General features: G+C 40.4%; 20 protein-coding genes. 6 read left to right on the top strand and 14 right to left on the bottom strand.

The genetic code is table 11. The features are described 5' to 3' along the window. Window positions 1–714: a glycosyltransferase family 2 protein gene (locus HY063_02725; GenBank protein MBI3500683.1), complete on the bottom strand. Its 714-nt coding sequence runs from the start codon at window positions 712–714 to the stop codon at window positions 1–3. Between the two features lie 51 nt (window positions 715–765). On the opposite strand from HY063_02725, the gene HY063_02720 reads away from it, so the two are divergent. The 4 genes from HY063_02720 to odhB are packed head-to-tail and all read left to right on the top strand — an operon-like array spanning window position 766 to window position 5,461. Beyond that, window positions 766–1,089, top strand: coding sequence for a (2Fe-2S) ferredoxin domain-containing protein (locus tag HY063_02720; GenBank protein ID MBI3500682.1), 324 nt, complete (start codon window positions 766–768; stop codon window positions 1,087–1,089). Beyond that, complete coding sequence (locus tag HY063_02715; protein MBI3500681.1) at window positions 1,089–1,427, top strand: hypothetical protein; 339 nt, start codon at window positions 1,089–1,091, stop codon at window positions 1,425–1,427. The genes HY063_02720 and HY063_02715 overlap by 1 nt, the downstream gene beginning before the upstream one ends. A gap of 53 nt (window positions 1,428–1,480) precedes the next feature. Further along, complete coding sequence (locus tag HY063_02710; protein MBI3500680.1) at window positions 1,481–4,213, top strand: 2-oxoglutarate dehydrogenase E1 component; 2,733 nt, start codon at window positions 1,481–1,483, stop codon at window positions 4,211–4,213. 9 nt (window positions 4,214–4,222) lie between these two features. Beyond that, window positions 4,223–5,461, top strand: coding sequence for a 2-oxoglutarate dehydrogenase complex dihydrolipoyllysine-residue succinyltransferase (gene odhB, locus HY063_02705; GenBank protein MBI3500679.1), 1,239 nt, complete (start codon window positions 4,223–4,225; stop codon window positions 5,459–5,461). 8 nt (window positions 5,462–5,469) lie between these two features. Here odhB and HY063_02700 read toward each other — a convergent pair whose 3' ends face one another. Together HY063_02700 and HY063_02695 are read right to left on the bottom strand one after the other, a co-directional pair. Then, complete coding sequence (locus HY063_02700) at window positions 5,470–6,630, bottom strand: SDR family oxidoreductase (GenBank protein MBI3500678.1); 1,161 nt, start codon at window positions 6,628–6,630, stop codon at window positions 5,470–5,472. An 18-nt stretch (window positions 6,631–6,648) separates the two neighbouring features. After that, window positions 6,649–6,966, bottom strand: a complete 318-nt coding sequence (locus HY063_02695; GenBank protein ID MBI3500677.1) for a multidrug efflux SMR transporter — start codon at window positions 6,964–6,966, stop codon at window positions 6,649–6,651. A gap of 150 nt (window positions 6,967–7,116) precedes the next feature. Between HY063_02695 and HY063_02690 the strand changes: the two genes are divergently transcribed. Next, a complete protein-coding gene (locus HY063_02690; GenBank protein MBI3500676.1) occupies window positions 7,117–8,631 on the top strand; it encodes an acyl-CoA carboxylase subunit beta in 1,515 nt (504 codons plus the stop codon). A 2-nt stretch (window positions 8,632–8,633) separates the two neighbouring features. On the opposite strand, the gene prfA is transcribed toward HY063_02690, so the two are convergent. The 4 genes from prfA to HY063_02670 form a co-directional block, all read right to left on the bottom strand. Further along, on the bottom strand, window positions 8,634–9,707 hold the full coding sequence (prfA, locus tag HY063_02685; GenBank protein MBI3500675.1) for a peptide chain release factor 1: 1,074 nt from the start codon (window positions 9,705–9,707) through the stop codon (window positions 8,634–8,636). Between the two features lie 8 nt (window positions 9,708–9,715). Then, entirely contained in the window at window positions 9,716–10,900 is a 1,185-nt protein-coding gene (locus tag HY063_02680) for a phosphoribosylformylglycinamidine cyclo-ligase (GenBank protein ID MBI3500674.1), read from the bottom strand. Window positions 10,901–10,968: 68 nt separating this feature from the next. Continuing rightward, a complete protein-coding gene (locus tag HY063_02675; GenBank protein ID MBI3500673.1) occupies window positions 10,969–13,122 on the bottom strand; it encodes an OmpA family protein in 2,154 nt (717 codons plus the stop codon). Between the two features lie 221 nt (window positions 13,123–13,343). Continuing rightward, window positions 13,344–15,635, bottom strand: a complete 2,292-nt coding sequence (locus HY063_02670; GenBank protein ID MBI3500672.1) for a glutamine synthetase III — start codon at window positions 15,633–15,635, stop codon at window positions 13,344–13,346. 409 nt (window positions 15,636–16,044) lie between these two features. On the opposite strand from HY063_02670, the gene HY063_02665 reads away from it, so the two are divergent. Further along, complete coding sequence (locus tag HY063_02665; GenBank protein MBI3500671.1) at window positions 16,045–16,239, top strand: hypothetical protein; 195 nt, start codon at window positions 16,045–16,047, stop codon at window positions 16,237–16,239. Between the two features lie 40 nt (window positions 16,240–16,279). Here the strand turns inward: HY063_02665 and hisA are convergent, their stop codons facing one another. The 7 genes from hisA to HY063_02630 all read right to left on the bottom strand — a co-directional run bounded on the left by hisA (window position 16,280) and on the right by HY063_02630 (window position 23,968). Further along, window positions 16,280–17,002, bottom strand: a complete 723-nt coding sequence (hisA, locus tag HY063_02660; protein MBI3500670.1) for a 1-(5-phosphoribosyl)-5-[(5-phosphoribosylamino)methylideneamino]imidazole-4-carboxamide isomerase — start codon at window positions 17,000–17,002, stop codon at window positions 16,280–16,282. Next, window positions 16,999–17,580 carry an imidazole glycerol phosphate synthase subunit HisH gene (hisH, locus tag HY063_02655; GenBank protein MBI3500669.1) on the bottom strand — a complete coding sequence of 194 codons (582 nt, stop codon included), beginning with the start codon at window positions 17,578–17,580 and terminating at the stop codon, window positions 16,999–17,001. The genes hisA and hisH overlap by 4 nt, the downstream gene beginning before the upstream one ends. Next, window positions 17,577–18,701, bottom strand: coding sequence for a bifunctional histidinol-phosphatase/imidazoleglycerol-phosphate dehydratase HisB (gene hisB, locus HY063_02650; protein MBI3500668.1), 1,125 nt, complete (start codon window positions 18,699–18,701; stop codon window positions 17,577–17,579). The genes hisH and hisB overlap by 4 nt, the downstream gene beginning before the upstream one ends. Continuing rightward, window positions 18,698–19,744, bottom strand: a complete 1,047-nt coding sequence (gene hisC, locus HY063_02645; GenBank protein MBI3500667.1) for a histidinol-phosphate transaminase — start codon at window positions 19,742–19,744, stop codon at window positions 18,698–18,700. The genes hisB and hisC overlap by 4 nt, the downstream gene beginning before the upstream one ends. Before the next feature lie 25 nt (window positions 19,745–19,769). After that, a complete protein-coding gene (gene hisD / locus HY063_02640; protein ID MBI3500666.1) occupies window positions 19,770–21,032 on the bottom strand; it encodes a histidinol dehydrogenase in 1,263 nt (420 codons plus the stop codon). Further along, window positions 21,032–21,892: an ATP phosphoribosyltransferase gene (locus HY063_02635; GenBank protein MBI3500665.1), complete on the bottom strand. Its 861-nt coding sequence runs from the start codon at window positions 21,890–21,892 to the stop codon at window positions 21,032–21,034. The genes hisD and HY063_02635 overlap by 1 nt, the downstream gene beginning before the upstream one ends. A gap of 159 nt (window positions 21,893–22,051) precedes the next feature. Further along, window positions 22,052–23,968, bottom strand: a complete 1,917-nt coding sequence (locus HY063_02630) for an ABC-F family ATP-binding cassette domain-containing protein (GenBank protein MBI3500664.1) — start codon at window positions 23,966–23,968, stop codon at window positions 22,052–22,054. Window positions 23,969–24,000: the final 32 nt, after the last annotated feature.

Raw genomic sequence — 24,000 nt, 5'->3', positions numbered from 1 at the left:
TTATTTTTTTTTCAAAAGTTTTCTGAACTTCAGCAAATCATTAAACTGCTTTATTCCATCGCTGAAAAAATTTACTGTAGATTTTTTCCTTCTGCGGATGTAAAAACCGGGAATCTGTTTGACGCGGTAATTTTTTTTGTAAGCATGCGTCATTACTTCAACATCAAAGAACCATCCCTTTGATTGAACTTTATCCAGAAGCGGCAGCAATGCTTCTCTTCTGAAAAATTTGCAGCCGCTCTGCACATCGGTAGCCGGAATGGAAAGAAAATTTTTTACAAATGTGCGGTGAATTATTCCACCCGCATCTCTTAAAATAAATTTAGGATTGAAATTTATTTTGCGCTTTACGAGTGCAATGTCGTATTCACTTTCCAATTCCGCCAAAAGTTTCGGAATGTATTCGGCCGATATTTCCAAATCAATATCTATGTGCCCGATATATTTTCCACTTGCTATTTTTACTCCGCTGGCTATGGCTCCGCCTTTGCCAATATTTTTTTCATGAAGCAAATATTTTACGTTGGGAAATGTGCGGGCGATTTCAAAGATTTTCTCTTTTGTATTGTCGCTGCTCGCATCTTCAACAAAAATTATTTCAAAACTGTATTTTGTACCATCCATTACCCTGTAAATTTCTTTCACGTTTTCAAGAATATGATTTTCCTCCTGATAACAAGGAATTGCAATCGAAACATCAATGGGCTGATTCATAAAAACAAATATACTTCTAATATTCCGCTAACAATTTACCTTTGCGCCATGCTGAAATTCGACAAACATATTTTCATCTGCACCAACCAGCGCGCGCAAAAGCCGGGAGAAAAACCTTCGTGCGGAGAAGAACACGGAATGGCAATTGTGGAAGCATTCAAAACAAAATTGAAAGCAAAAAAACTTCCGATAAAAGTCCGTGCGCAGCGAGCGGGTTGTCTGGATGTTTGCTTGTACGGGCAAACAGTTGCCGTTTATCCGGAAGGAATTTTTTACGTGGGCGTGGAATTAAAAGATGTGGATGAAATCATTGAAGAGCACATCATCAACAACCGCCCGGTTCAGAGATTGCTTCTCTCTCCTGATAAATACTGATGGACATTACTCCTTATTTAAACCGTCTCGACATTCTCAACGAAACTGCGCAGCAAATCATAAAAGATTTCGGAATGGCCGGAATGGAAATTAAATTTTCAGGAAAGATTGAGAATGCTTATGAAGAATTATTTTCTCAAATTCTTCCGCTGGTTGAAAAATTGCACGAAGAAAATTTTCAGAACTTTTATAATCTGATGTATCGCATTGACATCAGCGAAACACAAATCAAAAAAGCAATGGAATCTTCCCTCGATAAAAAATTTTCTGAAGTTGTAACGGATTTGATTCTGAAAAGAGAGATTCAAAAAGTCATTACAAGAAAAAGTTTTCTTTAGTAGTATTTTATTCGTAATTCGTATATTCGTTTCCTATTCGTTATTCGTAGATAATGGAAAAACAAACGTACATTTCCGCTTCCGAAATTTCTGCCGTTGATGATTTATACCAGAAGTATTTGAGCAATGGAAATGATTTGGATGTCGGCTGGAAAAAATTCTTTGAAGGATTTGAGTTCGCACGGAAAAGTTACGAAGAAGTTTCCGCTTCTGCCGCAGTTCCCGAAAACGTAAAAAAAGAATTTGCTGTAATCAATCTCATCAATCTTTACCGCGCGGTCGGGCATTTGTTCACGCATACCAATCCTGTTCGTGAGCGCAGAAAATATTCTCCTTCGCTCGATGAAATTGAACTCATCGGGCTTTCGCAATCTGACATGGATACGGTTTTCCATGCGGGAAACGAAATTGGGTTGGGCGATGCAAAACTGCGTGATATAATTTTTTTCCTGAAAGAAACCTATTGCCGTTCTATTGGGGCGGAGTTTCGTTACATACGCAATGCGGAAATTGTAAAATGGCTCCAGGAAAAAATGGAGGGCACGCGCAACACTCCGAATTTTTCCAAAGAAGAAAAAATAGAAATCCTCAATGACATTTCCAAAGCAGTCATCTTCGAAAATTTTTTGCACACAAAATTTGTAGGCGAAAAAAGATTTTCGCTCGAAGGCGTGGAAGCATTGATTCCTGCGCTTGATTCTGTTATTAATAAAGGCGCCTCGCTCGGCATAAAAGAATTTATCATCGGCATGGCGCACCGGGGAAGATTGAATGTTCTTGCCAACATCCTGAAGAAAACCTACGAAAATATTTTTACCGAATTCGAAGGCAAAGAATTTGAGGAATCGCTTTTTGACGGTGACGTGAAATACCACCAGGGATATTCTTCGAATGTGATTACGAAGAACGGAGAAAAAGTTCACTTGAGTTTAACTCCCAATCCATCGCATCTTGAAACGGTCGGTCCGGTTGCCGAAGGAATTTCGCGCGCGAAGATTGACACAACTCATGCGGGCGATGATTCAAAACTTTGTCCCATTTTAATTCACGGTGATGCTGCCGTTGCAGCGCAGGGAGTTGTGTATGAAGTGGTGCAGATGGTGAAACTTGACGCTTACAAAACAGGAGGAACCATTCATCTTGTTACGAACAATCAAATCGGCTTCACCACAAATTATCTGGATGCACGTTCTTCCACTTACTGCACGGATGTAGCGAAAGTTACGCTCTCGCCCGTGTTTCATGTGAACGCAGATGATATTGAAGCGGTGGTTTTCACTGTGCAGATGGCAATGGAGTTCCGCCAACAATTCAAGCGCGATGTATTTATTGATTTGCTCGGCTATAGAAAATACGGGCATAACGAAGGCGATGAACCACGATTCACTCAACCGCTGCTCTATAAAATTATTGCTTCTCATCCTAACCCGCGCGAAATTTATATCAAGAAACTCATAGAGGAAAATGTGATTGACGAAGCGCAGGCAAAACAAATTGAAAATAATTTCAGGAATTTATTGAGCGAACGTTTGAGCGAAGCAAAACAAATCAAGAAAACAAAAGTTACTTCTTTTCTCGAAGGGCAATGGAAAGGAATTAAAATGTCGGATGAAAAGGATTTTGAAAAATCTCCCGATACTTCCGTTGATAAAAAAATTCTTCTCGACATCGGAAATAAAATTACGGAAGTTCCAAAGGGAAAAAAATTCTTCAACAAGATTGAAAAATTATTTAGGGACAGGCAGACAATGCTCGAAGGCGATGGAAAATTGGATTGGGCAATGGGAGAACTTCTTGCTTACGGAACTTTATTGAATGAAGGCCACTCGGTTCGTTTCAGCGGGCAGGATGTGGAGCGCGGAACTTTTTCGCATCGGCACGCTGTAATAAAATTGGAAGACAGCGAAGAAGAATATATTCCACTAGCGACTGCAGAAAATAATTCGCGTTTCATGATTTACAATTCCCATCTTTCCGAATACGGAGTATTGGGATTTGAATACGGCTATGCAATGGCTTCTCCTGAATCGCTTTGCATCTGGGAAGCGCAGTTCGGGGATTTTGCAAACTGCGCGCAGGTAATTATTGACCAGTATATTTCTGCTGCAGAAGATAAATGGAGAAGAATGAATGGAATTTGTCTGCTGCTTCCGCACGGCTATGAAGGACAAGGCGCGGAACATTCCAGCGCGCGCATTGAACGGTTTCTCACGCTGTGCGCAGAAAATAATATGTATGTGATTAACGCAACCACCCCCGCGAATTTTTTTCACGCATTGCGCAGGCAATTGAAAACTCCCTATAGAAAACCGCTGATTGCATTTACCCCGAAAAGTTTGCTCCGCCATCCGAAGTGTACTTCTAAATGGGAAGAACTTTCAAATGGCGGCTTCAAAGAAATTTATGATGACGCAAATGCCAATCCATCTTCTATAAAGAAAATAGTTTTTTCTTTCGGGAAAATTTATTACGACTTGCTTGCGAAAAAAGAAGAACTGAAAAATACCGATACCGCTTTAGTCAGGATAGAGCAGATATATCCCTTCCCGAAAAAACAATTTGCAGACATTCTCGCGAAATATAAAGCGGCACAGAATTTTTTATGGGTGCAGGAGGAACCGCAGAACATGGGCGCGTGGGGATATTTGCTTCGCACGGTTGTGCCGTATTTAAAAGGAGGGCAATTGAAATGTATTGCGCGCCCTGAAAGTGCAAGCCCTGCAACAGGATCTAAAAAAGTTCATGAAGTGCAACAAAAAGAAATTTTAGAAAAAACTTTTTCATAATATTTTCCAATGGCACAAATCGAAATAAAAGTCCCAAGTCCCGGAGAATCCATCACCGAAGTCACCATTTCGCGATGGCTGAAAAAAGATGGTGAGTATGTGAACAAGGACGAAGAAGTGTTGGAAATTGATTCGGACAAAGCAACACTTACTGTTAGTGCAGAGCAGGCAGGTGTGCTGAAAACTTCCGCAAAGGATGGAGATGTGGTGAAAGTCGGGTCATCAGTTGGAAAAATTGATACAGATGCAAAAGCACCCGCGAAGTCAGAAGTGAAAGTTGAAAAGGTAGAAGTAAAAGCAGAAAGCAAACAGCAAGTGGAAAAGAAAAAGGAAACTGCGTCAGTCGTCAGTCCTCCGACATCTGTCGGTGCTGCAACTCCCCTCGCAAAAAAAATAATGGAGGAAAATAAACTCACGCAAAAAATTTCGGGCACTGGGGAAAACGGAAAAATTACAAAAGACGATGTGCTGAAAGCAATGAGCAAAGGTTTCGGAGGCGAAAAAGGATTTGGAGGAACGAGAGATAAGGAAAAAATTAAGATGACTCCGCTGAGAAAAAAACTTGCGCAGCGTTTGGTTGCGGTAAAAAATCAAACGGCCATGCTCACTACGTTCAACGAAGTGGACATGAGCAAAATCATGGAACTGCGTGCAAAATATAATCCGCAGATAGAAAAACAATTCGGCACCAAGCTCGGCTTCATGAGTTTCTTCACCAAAGCCGTTTGCGAAGCATTGCAATTGTTTCCATCGGTAAACGCAATGATTGATGGTGAAGAAATCGTATATCATAAATTCTGCGATGTAGGAATTGCGGTGAGCGCACCAAAAGGTTTGGTTGTTCCTGTGGTTCGCAATGCAGAAAATTTAGGGCTTGCAGAAATAGAAATGAAAATAAAAAAACTTGCCATCAAAGCACGCGACAATAAAATCACGCTCGAAGAAATGGAAGGTGGAACATTTACGATTACAAATGGCGGAGTGTTCGGTTCGCTGATGAGCACGCCCATCATCAATCCTCCGCAAAGCGGAATTCTCGGAATGCACAATGTAGTGGAGCGACCGGTTGCCATGAACGGGAAAATAGAAATCCGCCCGATGATGTATGTGGCGCTTTCTTACGACCACCGAATTATTGACGGAAGGGAATCAGTTGGGTTTTTGGTTAAGGTGAAAGAGATGTGCGAGAACCCTTCGCGCATGTTGTTTGGAGGAAAAAATCCTGAGGAAGTTTTGCTGGGATTGTAATTGCAAATTTACGGAGCAAGCGCATCTGAAAAGATGTCAATGTTATCTAAGTATTGCGCAGAACGTTTCATATATTCATGAGCGGGTTCCGGCAAACCAATCTTTACATCTTCCAGTAAACGCGAGTTGTCAAATACTTGTCCTAATTCGATAAAATCAAGATACGGTTCCAGCCCGCCCATTAAAATTCTTAAATCGGTTGCATCATCAAAAATATCGTTCCAGTAGTTCAAATGCTCGCGGTAATTTTTCAGCGTGTTGTGCCCGTTTAATTGCTTGCGCGCCCAAAGACGTACCTCGCGAATTAGTTCTCTTCCAACAAAACTGAATTCAGGCCTGTGCGGAAAATAATGTTCAATGGCTTTGGTGGCTTTGAACGGAGTAGTTGCAGATTTTTCACCGGAAGAAATATGGTACACAGAATATTTTCTTTTTGAAAAAAGAAGATTCACAATTGCGTTCGAAGCATAATCCACGGGAATGATATCAAGTTGTGAATTTGGATTAATCGGAACAAGGCGTAATAAATTAATTGCCGCAAGCGCCCACATAATTACATACGAGCGCGGCACCCACGGGCGAGTATCTCCCATAATGATGGAAGGGCGTGCGATTAAAATTTTTTCTTTTGGAAGATACTGGCGAATCATAATTTCACCGCGCATTTTTGTTTCAGTGTATTTGACAAGATGTTTGACGTGTTCATTCGGAGATTCATCTTCTTTTACGATTCGGTTTTTAATATCCATTCCGCAAATGGTAGCGGTACCTATGTACAAGAATGTTTCAAGATTTTTTAATGCTTTGCCCCACTTCAGAATTTTTTCCAGTCCGTGAATATTAATTTGTTCTACTATGTCATCATAAATGGGAGAAAAATTAGTGTCTGCAGCGGCATGAACAATTGCGTTTACATCCTGGAGAGATTTATTATTGCAGAGTTGTTCAGCCAAATCATTTTGCGCAAGGTTGCCGGTAACTGCAATTATTTTATCCGGGTCATAAAAATCTTCGTGCAGTTCAAAAACTTTTTTCAGGCGCTCATCTGCTTCCTCTTTTGATTCAGCGCGCACCAGGCAGAATATTTTTTCAATTTCTTTTCTCTTTGAAAAGTTAATCAAAAGTTCCCCGCCTAAAAATCCCGTTGTTCCAGTGATGAATAAATTCATAAAGCAAATATTAGTTCTTTAAAAAAGTTCAAGCCCCATTATTCCGATTATGATAAGAACAATGGAAGATATTTTTACAATTGTGACAGGTTCCTGAAAATATACAAAGCCGATAATTGCGGTGAGCGCAGTGCCAATGCCCGCCCAGATGGCATAGGTTACGCCAATGTCAAGCTTTTTGAAAACAAGCGTTAAGAAAACCAAACACAAGCCGTAAAAAAGAAAAACTAAAATTGACGGAACAAGTTTGGTGAAGCCGTCCGCCATTTTCATGCAGACCGTTCCCAGCACTTCAAAAATAATTCCCAGCAAAAGGTATATCCAGTAAATCGCCATAAAATGTTTTTAAAATTAAAAAAATATTCTTAGAAAAAATTGATTTTAAATTTTAATTTTTCTGCTGAAAATTTTTCATGCTAATGAATATGGTGTGAAGATTGTGTGAAGATTATTATTTCGTAGGTTTGCCTGCCTTATTATATAGCCGTGAATAAAAAAATTTCAGAACTGAATAAAAAAATCTCCGAAGCGCAATTGGGCGGAGGAGAAAAACGAATCGAATCGCAGCACAAGAAAGGTAAACTCACTGCGCGTGAGCGGCTTCATTTTTTGTTGGATGAAGGAAGTTTTGAAGAAATAGGAATGTTTGTTACACACCGCTCGCAGGAATTCGGTTTGGAGAAAGAAAAATATTTAGGCGATGGAGTGGTAACCGGCTACGGCACCATTCACGGAAGATTAGTTTATGTTTTTGCACAGGACTTCACCGTGTTTGGCGGCTCGCTTTCCGAAGCGCACGCAGAAAAAATTTGCCGCGTGATGGATTTAGCTATGAAAAACGGTGCGCCAGTGATTGGATTGAATGACAGCGGTGGCGCAAGAATTCAGGAAGGAGTTGTTTCGCTGGGCGGCTATGCGGATATTTTTTACAGAAACACGTTGGCATCCGGAGTCATTCCGCAGATTTCTGCCGTGATGGGGCCTTGCGCGGGCGGAGCGGTTTATTCTCCTGCCATCACTGATTTTATTTTGATGGTGGAAAATACTTCTTACATGTTTGTGACCGGGCCAAACGTTGTGAAAACTGTTACGCACGAAGAAGTAACCAGCGAAGAACTCGGAGGAGCATCAGTTCATTCAGCAAAAAGTGGCGTGGCGCATTTCTCCTGCGCTAACGGGTTGGAGTGCATTAATTATATAAAGAAACTTCTCTCTTACATTCCGCAGAATTGCGAAGACGATGTTCCTGTTCTTTCAGATTTGTCTTCTCCGAACTTCGAACTCCTGACTAATATCATTCCCGAAAATCCCAACCAGCCGTACGATATGCGCGATGTGATTAACGGAGCGGTTGACTCAGAAACATTTTTCGAAGTGCATAAAAATTTTGCAGAGAATATTGTAGTTGGTTTTGCAAGATTAGCAGGAAGAAGCATCGGCATTGTGGCAAACCAGCCGGCATTTCTCGCAGGAGTTCTCGATATTCACGCTTCGCAAAAAGCCGCGCGCTTCGTTCGCTTCTGCGACTCGTTCAATATTCCGCTTTTGGTTTTTGAAGATGTTCCCGGTTTTCTTCCCGGCACCGACCAGGAGTGGAATGCAATTATTTCCAACGGGGCAAAACTTTTGTATGCATTCTGCGAAGCAACCGTTCCGCGCGTAACAGTGATTACGCGCAAGGCATACGGAGGCGCTTACGATGTAATGAACTCAAAGCACATTGGTGCCGACATGAATTATGCATGGCCCACTGCTGAAATTGCAGTGATGGGCGCGAAAGGCGCGGTGGAAATTATTTTCAAGGGAGAAAAAGATTTAGCGCAGAAAGAAAAAGAATACGTGGAGCATTTTGCAAATCCTTATCGTGCGGCAGAGCGCGGCTATATTGATGAAGTGATTTTGCCGGAGCAAACCCGTGATAAATTAATTTCAGCTTTCAAAATGCTGGAGAACAAGGCGGACAAACTTCCGAAGAAAAAGCACGGGAATATTCCGCTGTGATTTTATATCATTGCCCCTTCTTTCAATCTTTCGGCATTTTCTGCTACTTGCAATGCATCCATCATCTCCTGAATATTTCCATCCATGAAGGAAGGAAGATTATGGATGCTCATTCCAATGCGATGGTCGGTTACGCGGCTTTGCGCATAATTGTAGGTGCGGATTTTTGCAGAGCGGTCACCTGTTGAAACCATTGTTTTGCGCTTCTTCGCGATGGCATCCATGTGTTTTTTATATTCGTTCTCGTACAATTTTGTACGGAGCATTTGCATCGCTTTCGTTCTGTTGTCTAACTGCGAACGGCTTTCCTGGCAGGTGATGACAATTCCGCTCGGCTTATGCGTGAGCATTACTTTTGTTTCCACTTTGTTTACGTTTTGTCCGCCCGCACCGCTCGAACGCGCAGTTTGAATTTCAATATCGGCAGGATTAATTTGTACATCCACTTCTTCCGCTTCGGGAAGAACTGCCACAGACACTGCCGAAGTATGAACTCTTCCCTGCTGTTCAGTAGCGGGCACGCGCTGAACGCGGTGAACTCCGCTCTCAAATTTTAAAGTGCCATACGCATTTTCGCCTGTGACTTCAATAATCACTTCTTTGAATCCACCTAATGTTCCGGGAGAACTATCCACCGTTTCATAACGGAATCCTTTTTTATCCAGGTAGCGCGTGTACATCCGGTACAAATCTCCCACGAACAATCCCGCTTCATCTCCTCCGGTTCCCGCGCGGATTTCTATGATTGCATTTTTTTCATCCTCCGGGTCTTTCGGAATTAAAAGCTTCTTGAGGTGCTCTTCCATCTGCTCTTTCTTCGGAATTAGTTCTTCGATTTCCATTTTTGCCATTGAAATTAATTCCGCGTCTTTTTCTTTTCGCAGAATTTCTTTTGAGCCCTCGATATTGTCAATTATATTTTTGTAATCGTGATAGGCATCCACCACTTCTTTGAGTTCTTTGTATTCTCTGTTCAGTTTGGCAAAAAGTTTCATGTCCGACATTGTTTTCGGGTCGGAAAGTTTTCGTTCCAGTTCTTCAAAACGATTTTTCAGGGATGATAATCTCTCAAGGATTTCCATGCTCAATAAATAAATTCACCGTACTTGCTATTTATAGTCAATTTGTTTTTCTTGTCTGAATATTTTTCAACTCTTCCTACTACTTGCGCATCCACACCAAACGATTTTGAAATGGAAATTATTTGCGAAGCGATTTTTTCATCGGCATAAATTTCCATCCGATGTCCCATGTTAAAGACCTGATACATTTCTTTCCAATCGGTTTTACTTTCCTGCTGAATTAATTTGAACAGCGGAGGAGTTTCAAAAAGAGTATCCTTTATAATGTGTAATCCTTTCACAAACTTCAGCACTTTGGTTTGTCCGCCACCGGAACAATGAATGATTCCGTGAAGAGCCCCCTTGCCCCCTGAAGGGGGAAATTTATCCAGCACTTTCTTTATTATAGGAGCGTAAGTGCGGGTTGGTGAAAGAACGAGTTTGCCTGCATCTACACCATTTATTTCTGTTGAGTCCGTAAGTTTTTTTGTTCCTGAATAAATCACTTCATTCGGAATTGCAGAGTCAAAACTCTCGGGATATTTCTCGGCATAGATTTTTGAGAACACATCATGGCGCGCGGAAGTAAGTCCGTTGCTGCCCATTCCTCCGTTGTATTCGTCTTCGTATTTTGCTTTTCCGAAAGAAGCAAGCCCGACAATCACATCTCCGGATTTTATTTTTTCATCTACTATATTTTTTCTTTTCATTCTGCAAGCAACCGTTGAGTCAACTATAATAGTTCTTACAATATCTCCTACATCCGCAGTTTCTCCGCCTGTGGAGCGGATGTTGATTCCGTATTTTCTCATCTTCGCTAAAAATTCTTCCACTCCGTTTATTATTTCTGAAATCACTTCACCGGGAATAAGATTTTTATTTCTGCCGATAGTAGTTGAAATTAAAATAGTATCAACCGCGCCCACGCAGAGCAGATCATCAATGTTCATTACGAGCGCATCCTGTGCGATTCCTTTCCAAACGGATAAGTCGCCCGCTTCTTTCCAATAAATATATGCCAGCGAAGATTTTGTTCCTGCTCCATCGGCATGCATCACCACGCAATGCGATTTGCTTCCGCTCAAATAATCAGGAACAATTTTGCAGAACGCATTCGGAAAAATTCCTTTGTCTAATTTCTTAATGGCATTGTGTACATCTTCCTTCGATGCGGAAACTCCCCGTAAATTATATCTTGATTGATTCATTGCCTGCTATAAAAAAAATATCCCGACAAATATCGGGATATTCTTTATGAGAGATATTTTTCTTTTCCTTACTCGTCCCACTCGGTTTTGCTGTCGCCTTTGTTTTCTTCAATTACTTTTATTTCGGGCGCTTTCTTCTCTCCTTCTTCTTTAACTCCTGAAGGAACATAATCTTTTCTCAATACTTTAAACACAACCCTTCGGTTAATCTGCATCACGGCTTCATAATCGTCTTTGTTTTTATTTTTAGAAACATTTTTATCAATCCATCCTTGCGTAAGAGTAGTTCCTTTTGTTACCGTTTTTCCGCTGGGAAGCGTAATGTCTCTGTCGAGCGTGGCGGGCTGGCTTTTTCCATATCCGGCAGGAGAAATGCGTGCGGGGTCAATTCCTTTTTCAGTTACCAGATAATCCACGCAGGTTTTTGCGCGGTTATAAGAAAGTGTTTGATTGTATTTGGCATCGTTGCGGTAATCGGTGTGCGCCTGCAACTCAACCGTGATGTTTGGATTTTCAGTCATCACTTTCACAAGATATTCGAGCGAATCTTTCGGATTGGAAGGATGGTCTAAATCGAATTTGTCAAGATTGAAAAGTACCATCGGCATCCTCATCTCTCTTACAATTTTCTTCAGCACAAAATCCTGTTTGAAGTTGGTGGATTCTTTCAATCCGACTGTTGTGATTTTTGCTTTCGGATTTCCAAGAAGCCCGTCAGGAAAATCTTTTGTCTTCACATCAAGTGCGGATGCGCTTACTACATAGGAAGTGTTTGAATTAATGTAGCGCGCTTGTCCGTTCGCTTCAAAGCGATAATATCCTTTATCATCAGTTTTAAGTTCGAAAGAACTGTTATCGGAGCCAACTAATTTTACTGTTGCGCCCGGAACAGGAAGTTTGGTCATTTCTTCGGTTACAGTTCCTTCGAGCATGTAAAGCAGCGGAGGAAGTATGAATGAATAAATATCATCGCCTCCTTTTCCGCCTGAGCGGTTGGAAGTAAAATATCCGCGCTCGTGGTCGCTTTCAAAACAAATTGCAAAATCATCTCCGGCAGAGTTCATAGGCGATTGCATATTTTCTGGTTTGCTCCATTTGTTTTCTCCTGTTTTCTCCGAACGGAAAAGGTCAAATCCTCCCATTCCTAAATGACCATTGGAGGCAAAATAAAGAGTTCCATCAAAGTGAAGAAAAGGAAATGCTTCATCGCCATCGGTGTTAATGTCAGGTCCAAGATTGATTGGTTTGTTGCTCCATTGTTTTGTTTTTGCATCCCATGTAACGTAATATAAATCCAATCCGCCATAGCCGGGATGTAAACTATCTATGATGTCGGAAGCAAAAATCATAACCTTCTCATCCTTGCTGAGTGCAGGATGCCCAAAATTAAAGGAGTCAACATTGAAGGGAAGTAATACAGGAGGGTCCCATGTCTGGCCTCTTTTTACTGTTGAAAAAATCTGACACTTCTCGTGTTTCCCTTTTGAAACACCGCAGCGTGTGAAATACATGTTCTGTCCTTTTTCATCCAGCACGCAGGCGGCTTCATTCACCTTGGTGTTTACAGGTTCTGCAAGCGGAGTGGGTGTGCTCCATTTTCCGTTCTTGTCAATTTTAGTCATGAACAAATCTGAGAAAAGAACTCCCACATTGGGGTCAATATCTCCGGTTGCGCCCGGGCGAGTGGAAGAAAAAAGCAGCGTAGTATATTTTTTTCTTTCAGCATACATAGGCGCGTAATCCCAATCTTTGGTATTAATCTGCACCATGTTTTCAACTTTATAGCGGGTGGGATTATCTTTCCACTTCTGCGCAAGTTCGCAGGACTTAGAGCCGTTTGTTCCGCGCTTGTCGGAAGGAACCAGCGTTGAATATTTTTCGTATTCTGATTTTGCTTCGGGATATTTTTCCTGCATCTTCAGCATATCGGCAAGATACAACTGAGCAATGGTGGATTGTTCGCATTTTGCTTTTATGGCTTTCTGATAATAAATTTCCGCCTGCTTCACATCGTTGATGAGGCGATAGCATTCGGCAGTTTTCCAAAGACATTCGGGTTTGATTTTCTTAGGCGCTTTTTTATATGCCGCCTTGTATAAATCTATTGCGGCAAAATATTCAAGCGAATTATATTTTTTCTCCGCTTCTTTGTAGAAATTTTTCTGCGCAAATGTGCTGACACAAAAAAGTGTGCAAACAATTAAACTTAAACTCTTATACATTTTCATCATGGCGAAGTTTTTACTCCCTTTATGGATGGGAATGGTTTGTTAAAAGTTGGGTGCTAAAATAGATTTTTTGTTTCAAATGGCAAATTTTAGTCGGCAAATATATACTTTTCACTGAGATTTAAGCAATTTTAGTTTAAAGCAAAGAAAAAGAATCCCGCACATAAAATTTTACGTGCGGGATTAAACTTATTAACCTCAAAGTGTTAAATCAATCAGCGTGTGAAAAGCATCTCGCGGTATTTGGGAAGCGCCCACATTTCATCGTCCACGATGAATTCTAATTTATCAGCGTGTTCACGGATTTCATCGAAGTAGGGTTTCACATATTCGCAATACGCGTTTGCTTTTTCCTGCGCATCTTCAAGCGCGTTTGCTTTTCTGCGTGCATCTATCATTTTGTAAACGTTGGTTTTGATTGCGGAAACACGTTCGGAAATTTCGCGGATGGTTTCGAGTTGTGTTCCTGTCAAAACTTTTATGTCATCGCCATTTCCTGAAGCATGTTGTTTTCCTCCTTCGAATTCATAATCGCCTTCGGCAAAAACGGCTGCTTTCTTGGAAGAAACTTTTGCGTGAGAAACTGCTCCGACCGAAGCAATCTCTTTCAACCCTTTTACATTTTCTATCAGCGCAGATTGATATTTCAGCGCGGCAGGAATAATTTGCCCGAGCGCGATTTCTCCCATCATACGAGATTCTATCTGTATCTTTTTCATGTATGTCTCGAGGTGAATTTCATAACGTGCGTGCTGTTCGCGCTCGGTCATGATATTGTTTTGCTCGAAAAGTTTCACAAACTCTTTGCGCATATAAACTTTCAGTGCTTCAGGAGTTGTTTTAATGTTGCTAAGCCCGCGCTTCTTCGCTTCTTTCACCCATTCTTCGCTGTAACCGTTTCCTTCGAAGAGGATCTTTTTGGTAGCGATGATGTATTCGCGGAGCGTTTTGAAGATCGCTTCGTCTTTATCCACTCCTTTCTTGGTTTGTGCGTCAATTTCTGCTTTGAATTTGTTTAATTGGTTCGCCATGATAGTATTCAGGATTGTCATTGCCTGCGAGCAGTTCGCAGAAGAACCCACAGCGCGGAACTCAAATTTATTTCCTGTGAAAGCGAACGGAGAAGTTCTGTTGCGGTCTGTATTATCCAAAAGGATTTCAGGAATTTTCCCGATGTTGAGTTTCAATGCGGTCTTTTCTTCCGGAGTCATTTTTCCTGTCTTCACTTTTTTCTCGATGTCTTCCAAAACTTTTGTCAATTGTGTTCCGATGAAGATGGAAACAATTGCGGGAGGCGCTTCGTTTGCGCCAAGGCGATGGTCGTTTCCTGCTGAAGCAATTCCTGCGCGGAGTAAATCTGCATTATCATGAACCGCTTTTATCGTGTTCACGAAGAAAGTGAGGAACTGCAAATTTGTTTTCGGAGTTTTTCCCGGAGACAATAAATTTTTTCCTGTGTTGGTTGACATGCTCCAGTTGTTGTGCTTTCCGCTTCCGTTAATTCCCGCGAAAGGTTTTTCGTGGAGGAGAACGCGGAAGTTATGCCTGCGTGCAACTTTTTCCATGATGTCCATCAAAAGAAGATTGTGGTCAACGGCAAGGTTCGCTTCTTCAAAAACGGGAGCGCACTCAAATTGGTTCGGAGCAACTTCATTGTGTCTTGTCTTAACGGGAATTCCCAAACGGTAACATTCAATTTCTAAATCGCGTATGAACGCGAGCACTCTTTCCGGAATAGAACCGAAGTAATGGTCTTCTAACTGCTGTCCCTTCGCACCTGCGTGACCGAATAATGCTCTTCCCGTGAACGCAATATCAGGGCGGGCGTTGTAATAGGCAGTGTCAATTAAAAAATATTCCTGTTCCCAACCGAGAGTGGAATTTACTTTCGTAACATTCTTGTCAAAATACTGGCAGACATCTACCGCAGATTTGTCCAGCGCGTGAATCGCTTTCAGCAGCGGAGTTTTATAATCGAGCGATTCCCCGGTGTAAGAAATATAAATAGTAGGAATGCAAAGCGTTTGACCGATAATGAACGCGGGAGAAGTTGGGTCCCATGCTGTGTAACCGCGTGCTTCAAATGTGCTTCGGATTCCTCCGCTCGGAAAAGAAGAAGCATCTGGTTCCTGCTGTACCAACTGGTCGCCATCAAAACGCTCGAGCGCTTTTCCGTCTTCAATATTTTGCGCAAAGGCATCGTGCTTTTCGGCAGTTGTTCCTGTCAGCGGTTGAAACCAATGCGTGTAATGCGAACATCCTTTGCTTACCGCCCAGTCTTTCATGCTCGATGCAATGTCATCTGCGATGGCGCGGTCAATTTTTGTACCCTGCTCAATGGCGGAGAGCACGCTTTTGTATGCTTTCTCCGAGAGCCATTTCTTCATGGTCTCTTTATTAAAAACATTCTCGCCATAAAATTCTGATACCGTTGCTTTGGGCAGGTCTACCTGCACCGGTGTTCTGCTGAGCACCTCTTCGAGCGCCCTGAATCGTTGAATTGCCATTGTTGAGGATAGGATTAGATTAATGTTTTTGATTTTTGAATCTTCGAAAAACGAAATGGTATGAACAATACGAAACAAGGCGTGTTGTTGGGTCTCTCTTTCGTATTTTTCGTGTTTGGTTCGCTTTTCGGTGATTTCTGGTGCAAGTGTACGAAAAAATGGGGGTATGGAACCAAAAAGTGTTACTTTTTATTAACCGACCCCTATTTTTTGTTAATGAAAAGTTTTTAAAATGTAATTTGTGGCGTTTATTATAATTTAAGAAGGGCAAAAGAAATAAGCATTGCCATCTTAATTATTTTTTCTTAATCTATTTTCCTGAATACCACTAGAATTTTTTTTCTGATATTTTTTTTATTTACAAAAGTTTATGTGTATATTCACGAAACAAAATTGTAATTTCTTTTTTATGGATAAAAATTCTAATGTTCTCATCGGGCTGCTTGCCGTAGCAGGCGGCTTATTTTATGTGGGAAGCGAACTGAATAAAAGCCGCAAAGTGCGTGAAACCGCTGTGAAATCAAAAGGCAAAAAGAAACACAGTAAAAATGAATTTGAAAACCGCACCATTGCGGGTTTTAAACAAATACCGCTGAAGGGCTGATTTATTTTTTTTCTTTTTTGCGAAGACAAAAAATATATCATCACGCAAAAAATCTTTTCAGTTCTGCAAGAGAAATTTTTCCCTCATAAATCGCTTTGCCGATAATTACTCCAGTACATCCCGTATTGCTGACTTCCTCTATGTCCTTTACAGAAGCAATACCTCCGCTGGCAATCAAATTTATTTTTGGAAATTGTGCAATTATTTTTTTGTATAAATCAATGGAAGTTCCTTCGAGCATTCCATCTTTAGAAATATCTGTGCAGAAAATATTTTTCGCTCCTTCCTCTGAATTTATTTTGATGAAATCGAAAACAGAAATCTTTGTTTGCTCCATCCAGCCGTTAATGGCAATCTTCTCATCTTGTACATCTGCACCCAAAAGAATTTTTTCTGCCCCGTATTTATTTATCCATGAGAAAAACAGTTTTGAATTTTTTACTGCAATGCTTCCGATGGCGGCAATATTTGCTCCCGCATTGTAAACCGATTGAATATCTGAATCGGTTTTTATTCCTCCGCCAAAATCAATTATAAGTTTTGTTTTACTTGCAATAGTTTCTAAAACTTTTTGATTGATTATGGTTCCTTTCTTAGCTCCGTCTAAATCCACTAAGTGCAGGCGTTTTATTCCTGTATCTTCAAATTGCTTTGCGACTTCCAGCGGATTTTCATTATAAATTTTCTTTTGCGCATAATCTCCCTGTGAAAGGCGAACGCATTTGCCTTCTATAATATCAATGGCAGGAATGATTGTAATCATAATTTCAGAAAGTTCTCAAGGATTTTTTGTCCTTCATTCGATGATTTCTCGGGATGAAACTGTACTCCATAGAAATTATTTTTCTGTAAGGCAGAACTGTATTCCAAAATATAATTTGTTGTTGCAACCGTATCATTTCCTTTTTCCGCGTAATATCCGTGTACGAAATACATAAATTCATTTTCATTTAATCCCTTAAAGAGTTTCCCTTTCAACGAATAAATATTATTCCATCCTATTTGTGGAACTTTTAATTCTCCTTTGAATTTTTTTACTTCGAGCGGAAAAATCCCCAAACAATTAGAATTCCCTTCTTCAGAATGTTTGCACATCAGTTGCATGCCGAGACAAATTCCAAGTGTTGGCTGCTTGAGATTTTTAATCACTTCATCCAGTTTTTTTTCTTTCAGAAATTTCATAGCGGAACTTGCTTCGCCAACACCGGGAAAAATAACTTTATCGGCAGAAATAATTTCCTGAGCATTGTCAGATAAAATTCCTTTCACGCCAATTCTTTCCAGCGCAAAAAGAACAGATTGCACATTGCCGGCATTATATTTTATGATTACAGTTTTCACAGCATTCCTTTGGTCGAAGGCAAAGTCATATTGTTTGCATCGCGCTTCACAGCCATTTTAATTGCTTTTGCAAATGCTTTGAAGATGGCTTCTATTTTGTGGTGCTCATTGGTTCCTTCTGCTTTTATGTTCAGGTTGCATTTTGCAGAATCGGAAAATGATTTGAAGAAATGAAAAAACATTTCAGTAGATATCTCCCCGATTTTTTCACGTTTGAATTCCGCGTTCCATTCAATCCAGTTGCGCCCGCCAAAATCCAAAGCAACTTGCGCGAGGCAATCGTCCATAGGCAAACAAAATCCATAGCGTTCGATTCCGCACTTATCTCCGAGTGCTTTTGAAAATGCTTCGCCCAGCGCAATGCCGACATCTTCAATCGTGTGGTGTTCGTCAATGTGTAAATCTCCCTTCGCAGAAATTTTCAAATCAATACCTCCGTGCTTTGCAATTTGTTCCAGCATGTGGTCGAAGAAAGAAAGTCCTGTGGAGATTTTTGATTTGCCTTTTCCATCAAGATTAATTTCAATTTTTATGTCTGTCTCTTTTGTTTTTCGAGAATGAGAAATTTTTCTCGAAGATGCTTGAAAGAAATTATAAATCTCATTCCAGCTTTTTGCATCACAGACGAGTACATTTTGAAATTCAGCAGGAACTTTCATTCTTTTATTCAAATCATTCCGAACAAGAATTGCTTTTGTGCCGAGATTCTTTGCTAATTGCAAATCAGTTATTCTATCACCAATCACAAAAGAATTTTTCAAATCATAGTTTCCGTACAAATATTTTTTCATCATTCCAGTTCTCGGTTTCCTGTTCGGAGAATTTTGGTGGTCGAAAGATTTATCTATGAGAATATCATCAAACTCGATTCCTTCATTTGAAAGCGTCCTCAATAATTTTTTCTGAACTGCATCGTAAGATTTCTTCGGGTACTTTTTTGTGCCGAGCCCGTCCTGGTTGGAAACCATCACGAGTTCAAAATCCATTTCTTCCGCAAATTTTCTCAGCGAAGAAATAGCATAGGGGAGAAATTCCAGTTTCTCCAGTGAATCAATCTGGAAAGTGATTGGCGGTTCAACGATGATTGTTCCGTCACGGTCAATGAATAAAACTTTTTTCATTTATATTGATTTAATGCTTGAATAAGTTTTTTGTTTTCTTCTTTTGTGCCGACAGTAATTCTCAGACAGCCTTCGCAAAGCGAAATATTGCTTCTATCTCTTATAATAATTCCTTGCCCGACTAAATAATTATAAATCTTTTTGGGTTCGGTGGTTTTTACTAAAAGAAAGTTTGCGTCACTTGGAAATATTTTTTTCACGAAAGAAAAATCTGCCAGTGACTTTACCAGTTTTTCTCTTTCGCTCACAATTTCTTTAATCCAATTATTCACCTGCTCAATATTATCCAGCGCTTTTATTGCAAGTTGCTGCGATGCTTCGTTGATATTATAAGGAGGTTTTATTTTATTGAACACAGAAATAATTTCTTCGCTTGCGAATGCCATTCCTATTCTAAGTCCCGCCATTCCCCACGCTTTGGACAGAGTTTGCATCACAACCAAATTCGGATATTCATTTAGTTCAAGAGTAAAACTTTTTTGTTTGGAGAAATTAATGTATGCTTCATCAATTACAACTATTCCAGAAAAATTATTTAGTATGAATTCTATGTCTTCCCTATCCAGAGAATTTCCTGTAGGATTGTTAGGCGAGCAAAGAAAAATTAGTTTGGTGTTTTCATCCACATTTTCAGAAATTCCTTCTGCATTCAGTTGGAATTCGGCAGTAAGCTGAACTTTGCGAACTTCCACATCATTGATATTTGCAGACACCTCAAACATTCCATAAGTTGGCGGACAAAGAATTGCATTGTCCTTTGCCGGGTTGCAGAACGCGCGGTAAAGAATATCAATCACCTCATCGCTTCCGTTGCCGAGAAAAATATTTTTTGCGGGAACTCCTTTGACTTTGGAAATTTTTTCTTTGAGTTTTAATTGCAACGGGTCGGGGTAACGATTAAAGTTTTGCTCCAGCGGAGAACCATACGCATTTTCATTTGCATCTAAAAAAATATTTGCTTCTCCTTTGAATTCATTGCGCGCAGATGAATAAGGAATAAGTTTTTTTATGTTCTCGCGTATTATTTTATTCAGATCAAACATCTGCCACTAATTTCACTAATTGACACTAATTTTTTAATCTAATATTTACCGCTTGCTTGTGCGCTTGCAATCCTTCTGCTTCTGCCATTAACTCAACTGCTCTGCTGATTTTTTTCAAACCATCTTTGCTTAATTTCTGAAAAGAAATTTTCTTTACAAAACTATCCAGCGAAACTCCGCTGTAAGATTTCGCATAACCGTTTGTGGGAAGTGTATGATTCGTTCCTGAAGCATAATCGCCCGCGCTTTCGGGAGAATAATTTCCGATGAAGACAGAACCTGCATTTATAACTTTCACAGCGAGTTTATCTGCATCCTTGCAGGAAATAATCAAATGTTCAGGTGCATATTCATTCAGCAAATCAACCGCTTCTTTTTTATTTTTCACGAGAATTGCTTTGCTGTTTGCCAATGCTTGCTTTGCAATTTCTTTTCTTGGAAGTTTTTCCAACTGAACATAAATTTCTTTCTGCACTTCCAAAATTATTTTTTCCGAATCCGAAACCAGAATCACTTGTGAATCCGTTCCGTGTTCTGCCTGCGATAATAAATCAGAAGCAACAAATGCAGGCACACAACTTTTATCTGCCAGCACTGCAACTTCCGAAGGACCTGCTGGCATATCAATTGCTAATCCGTCTTTCTGAATTAATTGTTTTGCGCAAGTCACGTATTGATTTCCCGGGCCAAAAATTTTATTCACTTTCGGAATTGTTTCCGTTCCGTAAGTCATTGCTCCGATTGCCTGCGCGCCTCCAACTTTAAAAACTTTTTTAATGCCAACCAACTTCGCTACATATAATATAGTAGCATCAAAAGAAGGTGTGCACAAAATAATTTCTTTGCATCCGGCAATCTTCGCGGGAATGCCGAGCATTAATATGGTAGAGAATAAAGGCGCACTTCCTCCGGGAATATACAACCCGACTTTTTGTATCGGAACAGATTTTCTCCAGCACTTAACGCCTTTGGTTGTTTCAATCACCTTTACTTTTTCCTTCTGCGCGAGGTGAAACTTTTCAATATTTCTTTTTGCTAGTTGAATGGCCTGCTTTAACTCTTTCGAAACTTTCTTTTCTGCATTAGTAAATTCTTCCTTTGTGATTTCAAACGAATTCATTTCAACTTTATCAAACTGCAAAGAATATTTTTTCAAAGCTTTGTCTCCGTTCTCTTTCACATCTTTCAGAATGGAAGAAACTTTTTCTTCAAGTAAAGAAGAATCAATAGCAGGTCGTCTGAGAATTTCTTCCCAGATTTTTCTTTCAGGATATTTTATTACTTGCATCATACAATCATTTTCTCTATAGGAATTACTAGAATTCCCTGTGCACCGTTGTCTTTAAGTTGTTCAATTATCTCCCAGAATTTTTCTTCGTCAATCACTGAATGAACCGAACTCCATCCTTTTTCCGCGAGCGGAAGAATGGTAGGACTTTTCATGCCGGGAAGAATTTTACAAATCGCGTCTAACTTTTCATTCGGAGCATTCAGCAAAACATATTTATTATGACGCGATTTTTTCACCGCTTTTATCCTGAACAAAAGTTTCTTCAGAATGGCGGATTTATCTTTGTCGAGTTTTGTTCCCGAAACAAACACCGCTTCCGATTTCATTACTGTTTCAACTTCTTTCAACCCGTTCGCAAAGAGCGTACTTCCCGAACTCACCAAATCACAAATCGCATCTGCCAAGCCAACGCTCGGAGCAATCTCCACCGAACCGCTTACTTCTTCGAGTTTCACTTCCACTTTTTTCTTTTTCAGGTATTTTCCCAAAATCACAGGGTAACTCGTGGCGATTTTTTTTCCGCGAAGTTCTTTTGTGGATTTGTATTCCGTATTCTTCGGAACCGCAATAGACAAACGGCATTTTCCGAAACCAAGTTTTTCAATCACACGAAGTTTTTTGTTTGTTTCGTAAATAATATTCTCGCCCACAATTCCCGCATCGGCAACACCGTCTTCCACATATTGCGGAATATCATCATCGCGCAGAAACAAAACTTCCAGCGGAAAGTTGTACGCTTCCGAGCGGAGTTTATTCATTCCGTTGCTGAGTTCGATTCCGCACTCGCGAAGAATTTTTATAGAGTCTTCGTAAAGTCTACCAGATTTTTGAATTGCTATTTTAAGTTTTGTTTCCATAGTTCTAAAGTATTAAAATAAAAAAGGCCTGCCGTTAGAGGCAAGCCTTGATTTGATTTATTGTTTTTACACAAAACCTCATCGGCCCGCCTGTGCGAGAGAATGATGATGGTTATGTGATTGTGTTTTCATTTGATGAGGCAAAGATAGAAATTATTTTTAACCAGCAATTTTACTCTGCAACTCCTCCCATTTTTTCATTTCCGCTTCCAATTGTTTTTTCAACTTCTCATAATTAGAAAAAGTATTTTTATCATTCACAATTTCTGAATAAGTATCAGGATGCATTAACTTTTCGTCAATCATTTTTATTTCCGCTTCGAGTTTTTCAATTTTCTTTTCCTGTTTTGAAATCTGCGCCTGCGCTTCGCGCTGATGTTTTTCTTTTTGTTTCTTTTCCCAATTATCTTCCTGCGGTTCTTCTTTTTGAACTTTAGGTTTTACTTCCTGTTCAATCTGGCGGAACGAGCCCACCTGCCTGTCGCGCAAATATTCATTTACATCTCCCGAATATTGTTTCACATTTCCATTGCGGAATTCAAACACACGATTAGTCAGCCCTTGCAGAAAATCCCGGTCGTGTGAAACAAGAATCAACGTTCCATCATATTGCAGCAGCGCTTGCTTGAGCACATCCTTCGAGCGCATATCGAGATGATTTGTTGGTTCGTCTAACACGAGAAGTGAATGCGGCTGCAATAAAAGTTTGCACATTGCCAAGCGTCCTTTTTCTCCACCGCTCAGCACTTTTACTTTTTTCTGCACGTCATCTCCGCTGAAAAGAAACGAGCCGAGAATAGCGCGGATATTTTTCCGGCTTTCTCCTTCGGCAGATTCATCAATAGTTTGGTAAACGGTTTTTTCTCCGTTGAGAATCTCTGCCTGGTTCTGCGCGTAGTAGCCGATGTCCACCGAATCGCCAACTTTCAAAAGTCCATCACATTTTTCTTCGCCACAAATTATTTTGCTCATCGTGGTTTTTCCTTCACCGTTTCTTCCAACGAAAGCAACTCTGTCCTTGCGTTCAATTTTAAAATTCACGTGAGAGAAAATAATTTTTTCTCCATATTGTTTCTTCGCTTCCTCCGCGTGCACCACCATTCTGCTTGAACGTGGCGCGAGTGGAAATTTAAATTTGATGCTCGAAGTATCGTCTTCATCCACTTCCACAACTTCCAGCTTGTCTAATTTTTTTATCAGCGACTGTGCGAATGCTGCTTTGTTAGCCTTAGCACGATATTTATTGATAAGCGCTTCGGTTTTTTCTATATAACGTTCCTGATTTTTTGCCGCCTGGATTTGCGATTCCTTTCTTTCTTTTCTCAGGCGGACATACTTCGAATAATTTCCTTTGTAATCATAAATTCTTCCCATCGTGATTTCAATTGTGCGCGTTGTGATATTATCGAGAAAAGCTTTATCGTGGGAAACCATAAACACTGCTCCAAAATAATTCTGCAAAAAATTTTCCAGCCAGCGGATGGATTCAATGTCGAGATGATTGGTTGGTTCATCGAGCAAAAGTAAATCGGGTTTCTTCAATAAAAGTTTTGCAATTTCCACGCGCATTCTCCAGCCACCGGAAAATTCATCCATCATCCGGTTGAAATCTGTTCTCTCAAAACCCAATCCGAGCAAAGTAGTTTCAATATCCGCGTGAAGAGAATATCCGCCAAGCATATTCAGCCGTTCCGAATAATCGTGCAAATCGTGAATGAGTTTCATATACTCTTCCGATTCATAATCCGTGCGTGTGGCAATCTGCTCGTTCACGTGCGAAATTTTTTTCTCGAGCGACATCACTTCTGTGAATGCAGAAGCCGTTTCTTCGAAAACAGTTTTGCCGAGATTGTGCGTCATGTCCTGCGGAAGATAGCCGATGGAAAAATTATTCGGCTTGGTAACTTCACCGCTGTCGGCACTCTGCTCACCCGCAATAATTTTCAGCAGCGTGGATTTGCCGGCACCGTTTCTTCCCGCCAAACCGATTCTATCTTGCTTGTTTATGAGAAAAGAAATATCTTCAAACAGTGTGCGCCCGCCAAAGTGAACGGTTATGTCATTAATTGAAACCATAAAATGGAGGGCGAAGATAGCGGAAAAGAGAA

The organism is Bacteroidota bacterium, from assembly GCA_016195025.1.
Taxonomy (GTDB): domain Bacteria; phylum Bacteroidota; class Bacteroidia; order Palsa-948; family Palsa-948; genus Palsa-948.
This window is presented reverse-complemented; position numbering and strand designations above follow the sequence as displayed.

Bases quoted from the DNA above. Each gene is read 5' to 3' on its own strand.
- HY063_02700 (MBI3500678.1), bottom strand. From the start codon at position 6,630: ATGAATTTATTCATCACTGGAACAACGGGATTTTTAGGCGGGGAACTT.
- HY063_02635 (MBI3500665.1), bottom strand. From the start codon at position 21,892: ATGGAAACAAAACTTAAAATAGCAATTCAAAAATCTGGTAGACTTTAC.
- HY063_02665 (MBI3500671.1), top strand. From the start codon at position 16,045: ATGGATAAAAATTCTAATGTTCTCATCGGGCTGCTTGCCGTAGCAGGC.
- hisD (MBI3500666.1), bottom strand. From the start codon at position 21,032: ATGCAAGTAATAAAATATCCTGAAAGAAAAATCTGGGAAGAAATTCTC.
- HY063_02715 (MBI3500681.1), top strand. From the start codon at position 1,089: ATGGACATTACTCCTTATTTAAACCGTCTCGACATTCTCAACGAAACT.
- HY063_02630 (MBI3500664.1), bottom strand. From the start codon at position 23,968: ATGGTTTCAATTAATGACATAACCGTTCACTTTGGCGGGCGCACACTG.
- HY063_02695 (MBI3500677.1), bottom strand. From the start codon at position 6,966: ATGGCGATTTACTGGATATACCTTTTGCTGGGAATTATTTTTGAAGTG.
- hisA (MBI3500670.1), bottom strand. From the start codon at position 17,002: ATGATTACAATCATTCCTGCCATTGATATTATAGAAGGCAAATGCGTT.
- HY063_02725 (MBI3500683.1), bottom strand. From the start codon at position 714: ATGAATCAGCCCATTGATGTTTCGATTGCAATTCCTTGTTATCAGGAG.
- odhB (MBI3500679.1), top strand. From the start codon at position 4,223: ATGGCACAAATCGAAATAAAAGTCCCAAGTCCCGGAGAATCCATCACC.
- HY063_02710 (MBI3500680.1), top strand. From the start codon at position 1,481: ATGGAAAAACAAACGTACATTTCCGCTTCCGAAATTTCTGCCGTTGAT.
- hisC (MBI3500667.1), bottom strand. From the start codon at position 19,744: ATGTTTGATCTGAATAAAATAATACGCGAGAACATAAAAAAACTTATT.
- HY063_02675 (MBI3500673.1), bottom strand. From the start codon at position 13,122: ATGTATAAGAGTTTAAGTTTAATTGTTTGCACACTTTTTTGTGTCAGC.
- hisB (MBI3500668.1), bottom strand. From the start codon at position 18,701: ATGAAAAAAGTTTTATTCATTGACCGTGACGGAACAATCATCGTTGAA.
- HY063_02680 (MBI3500674.1), bottom strand. From the start codon at position 10,900: ATGAATCAATCAAGATATAATTTACGGGGAGTTTCCGCATCGAAGGAA.
- HY063_02670 (MBI3500672.1), bottom strand. From the start codon at position 15,635: ATGGCAATTCAACGATTCAGGGCGCTCGAAGAGGTGCTCAGCAGAACA.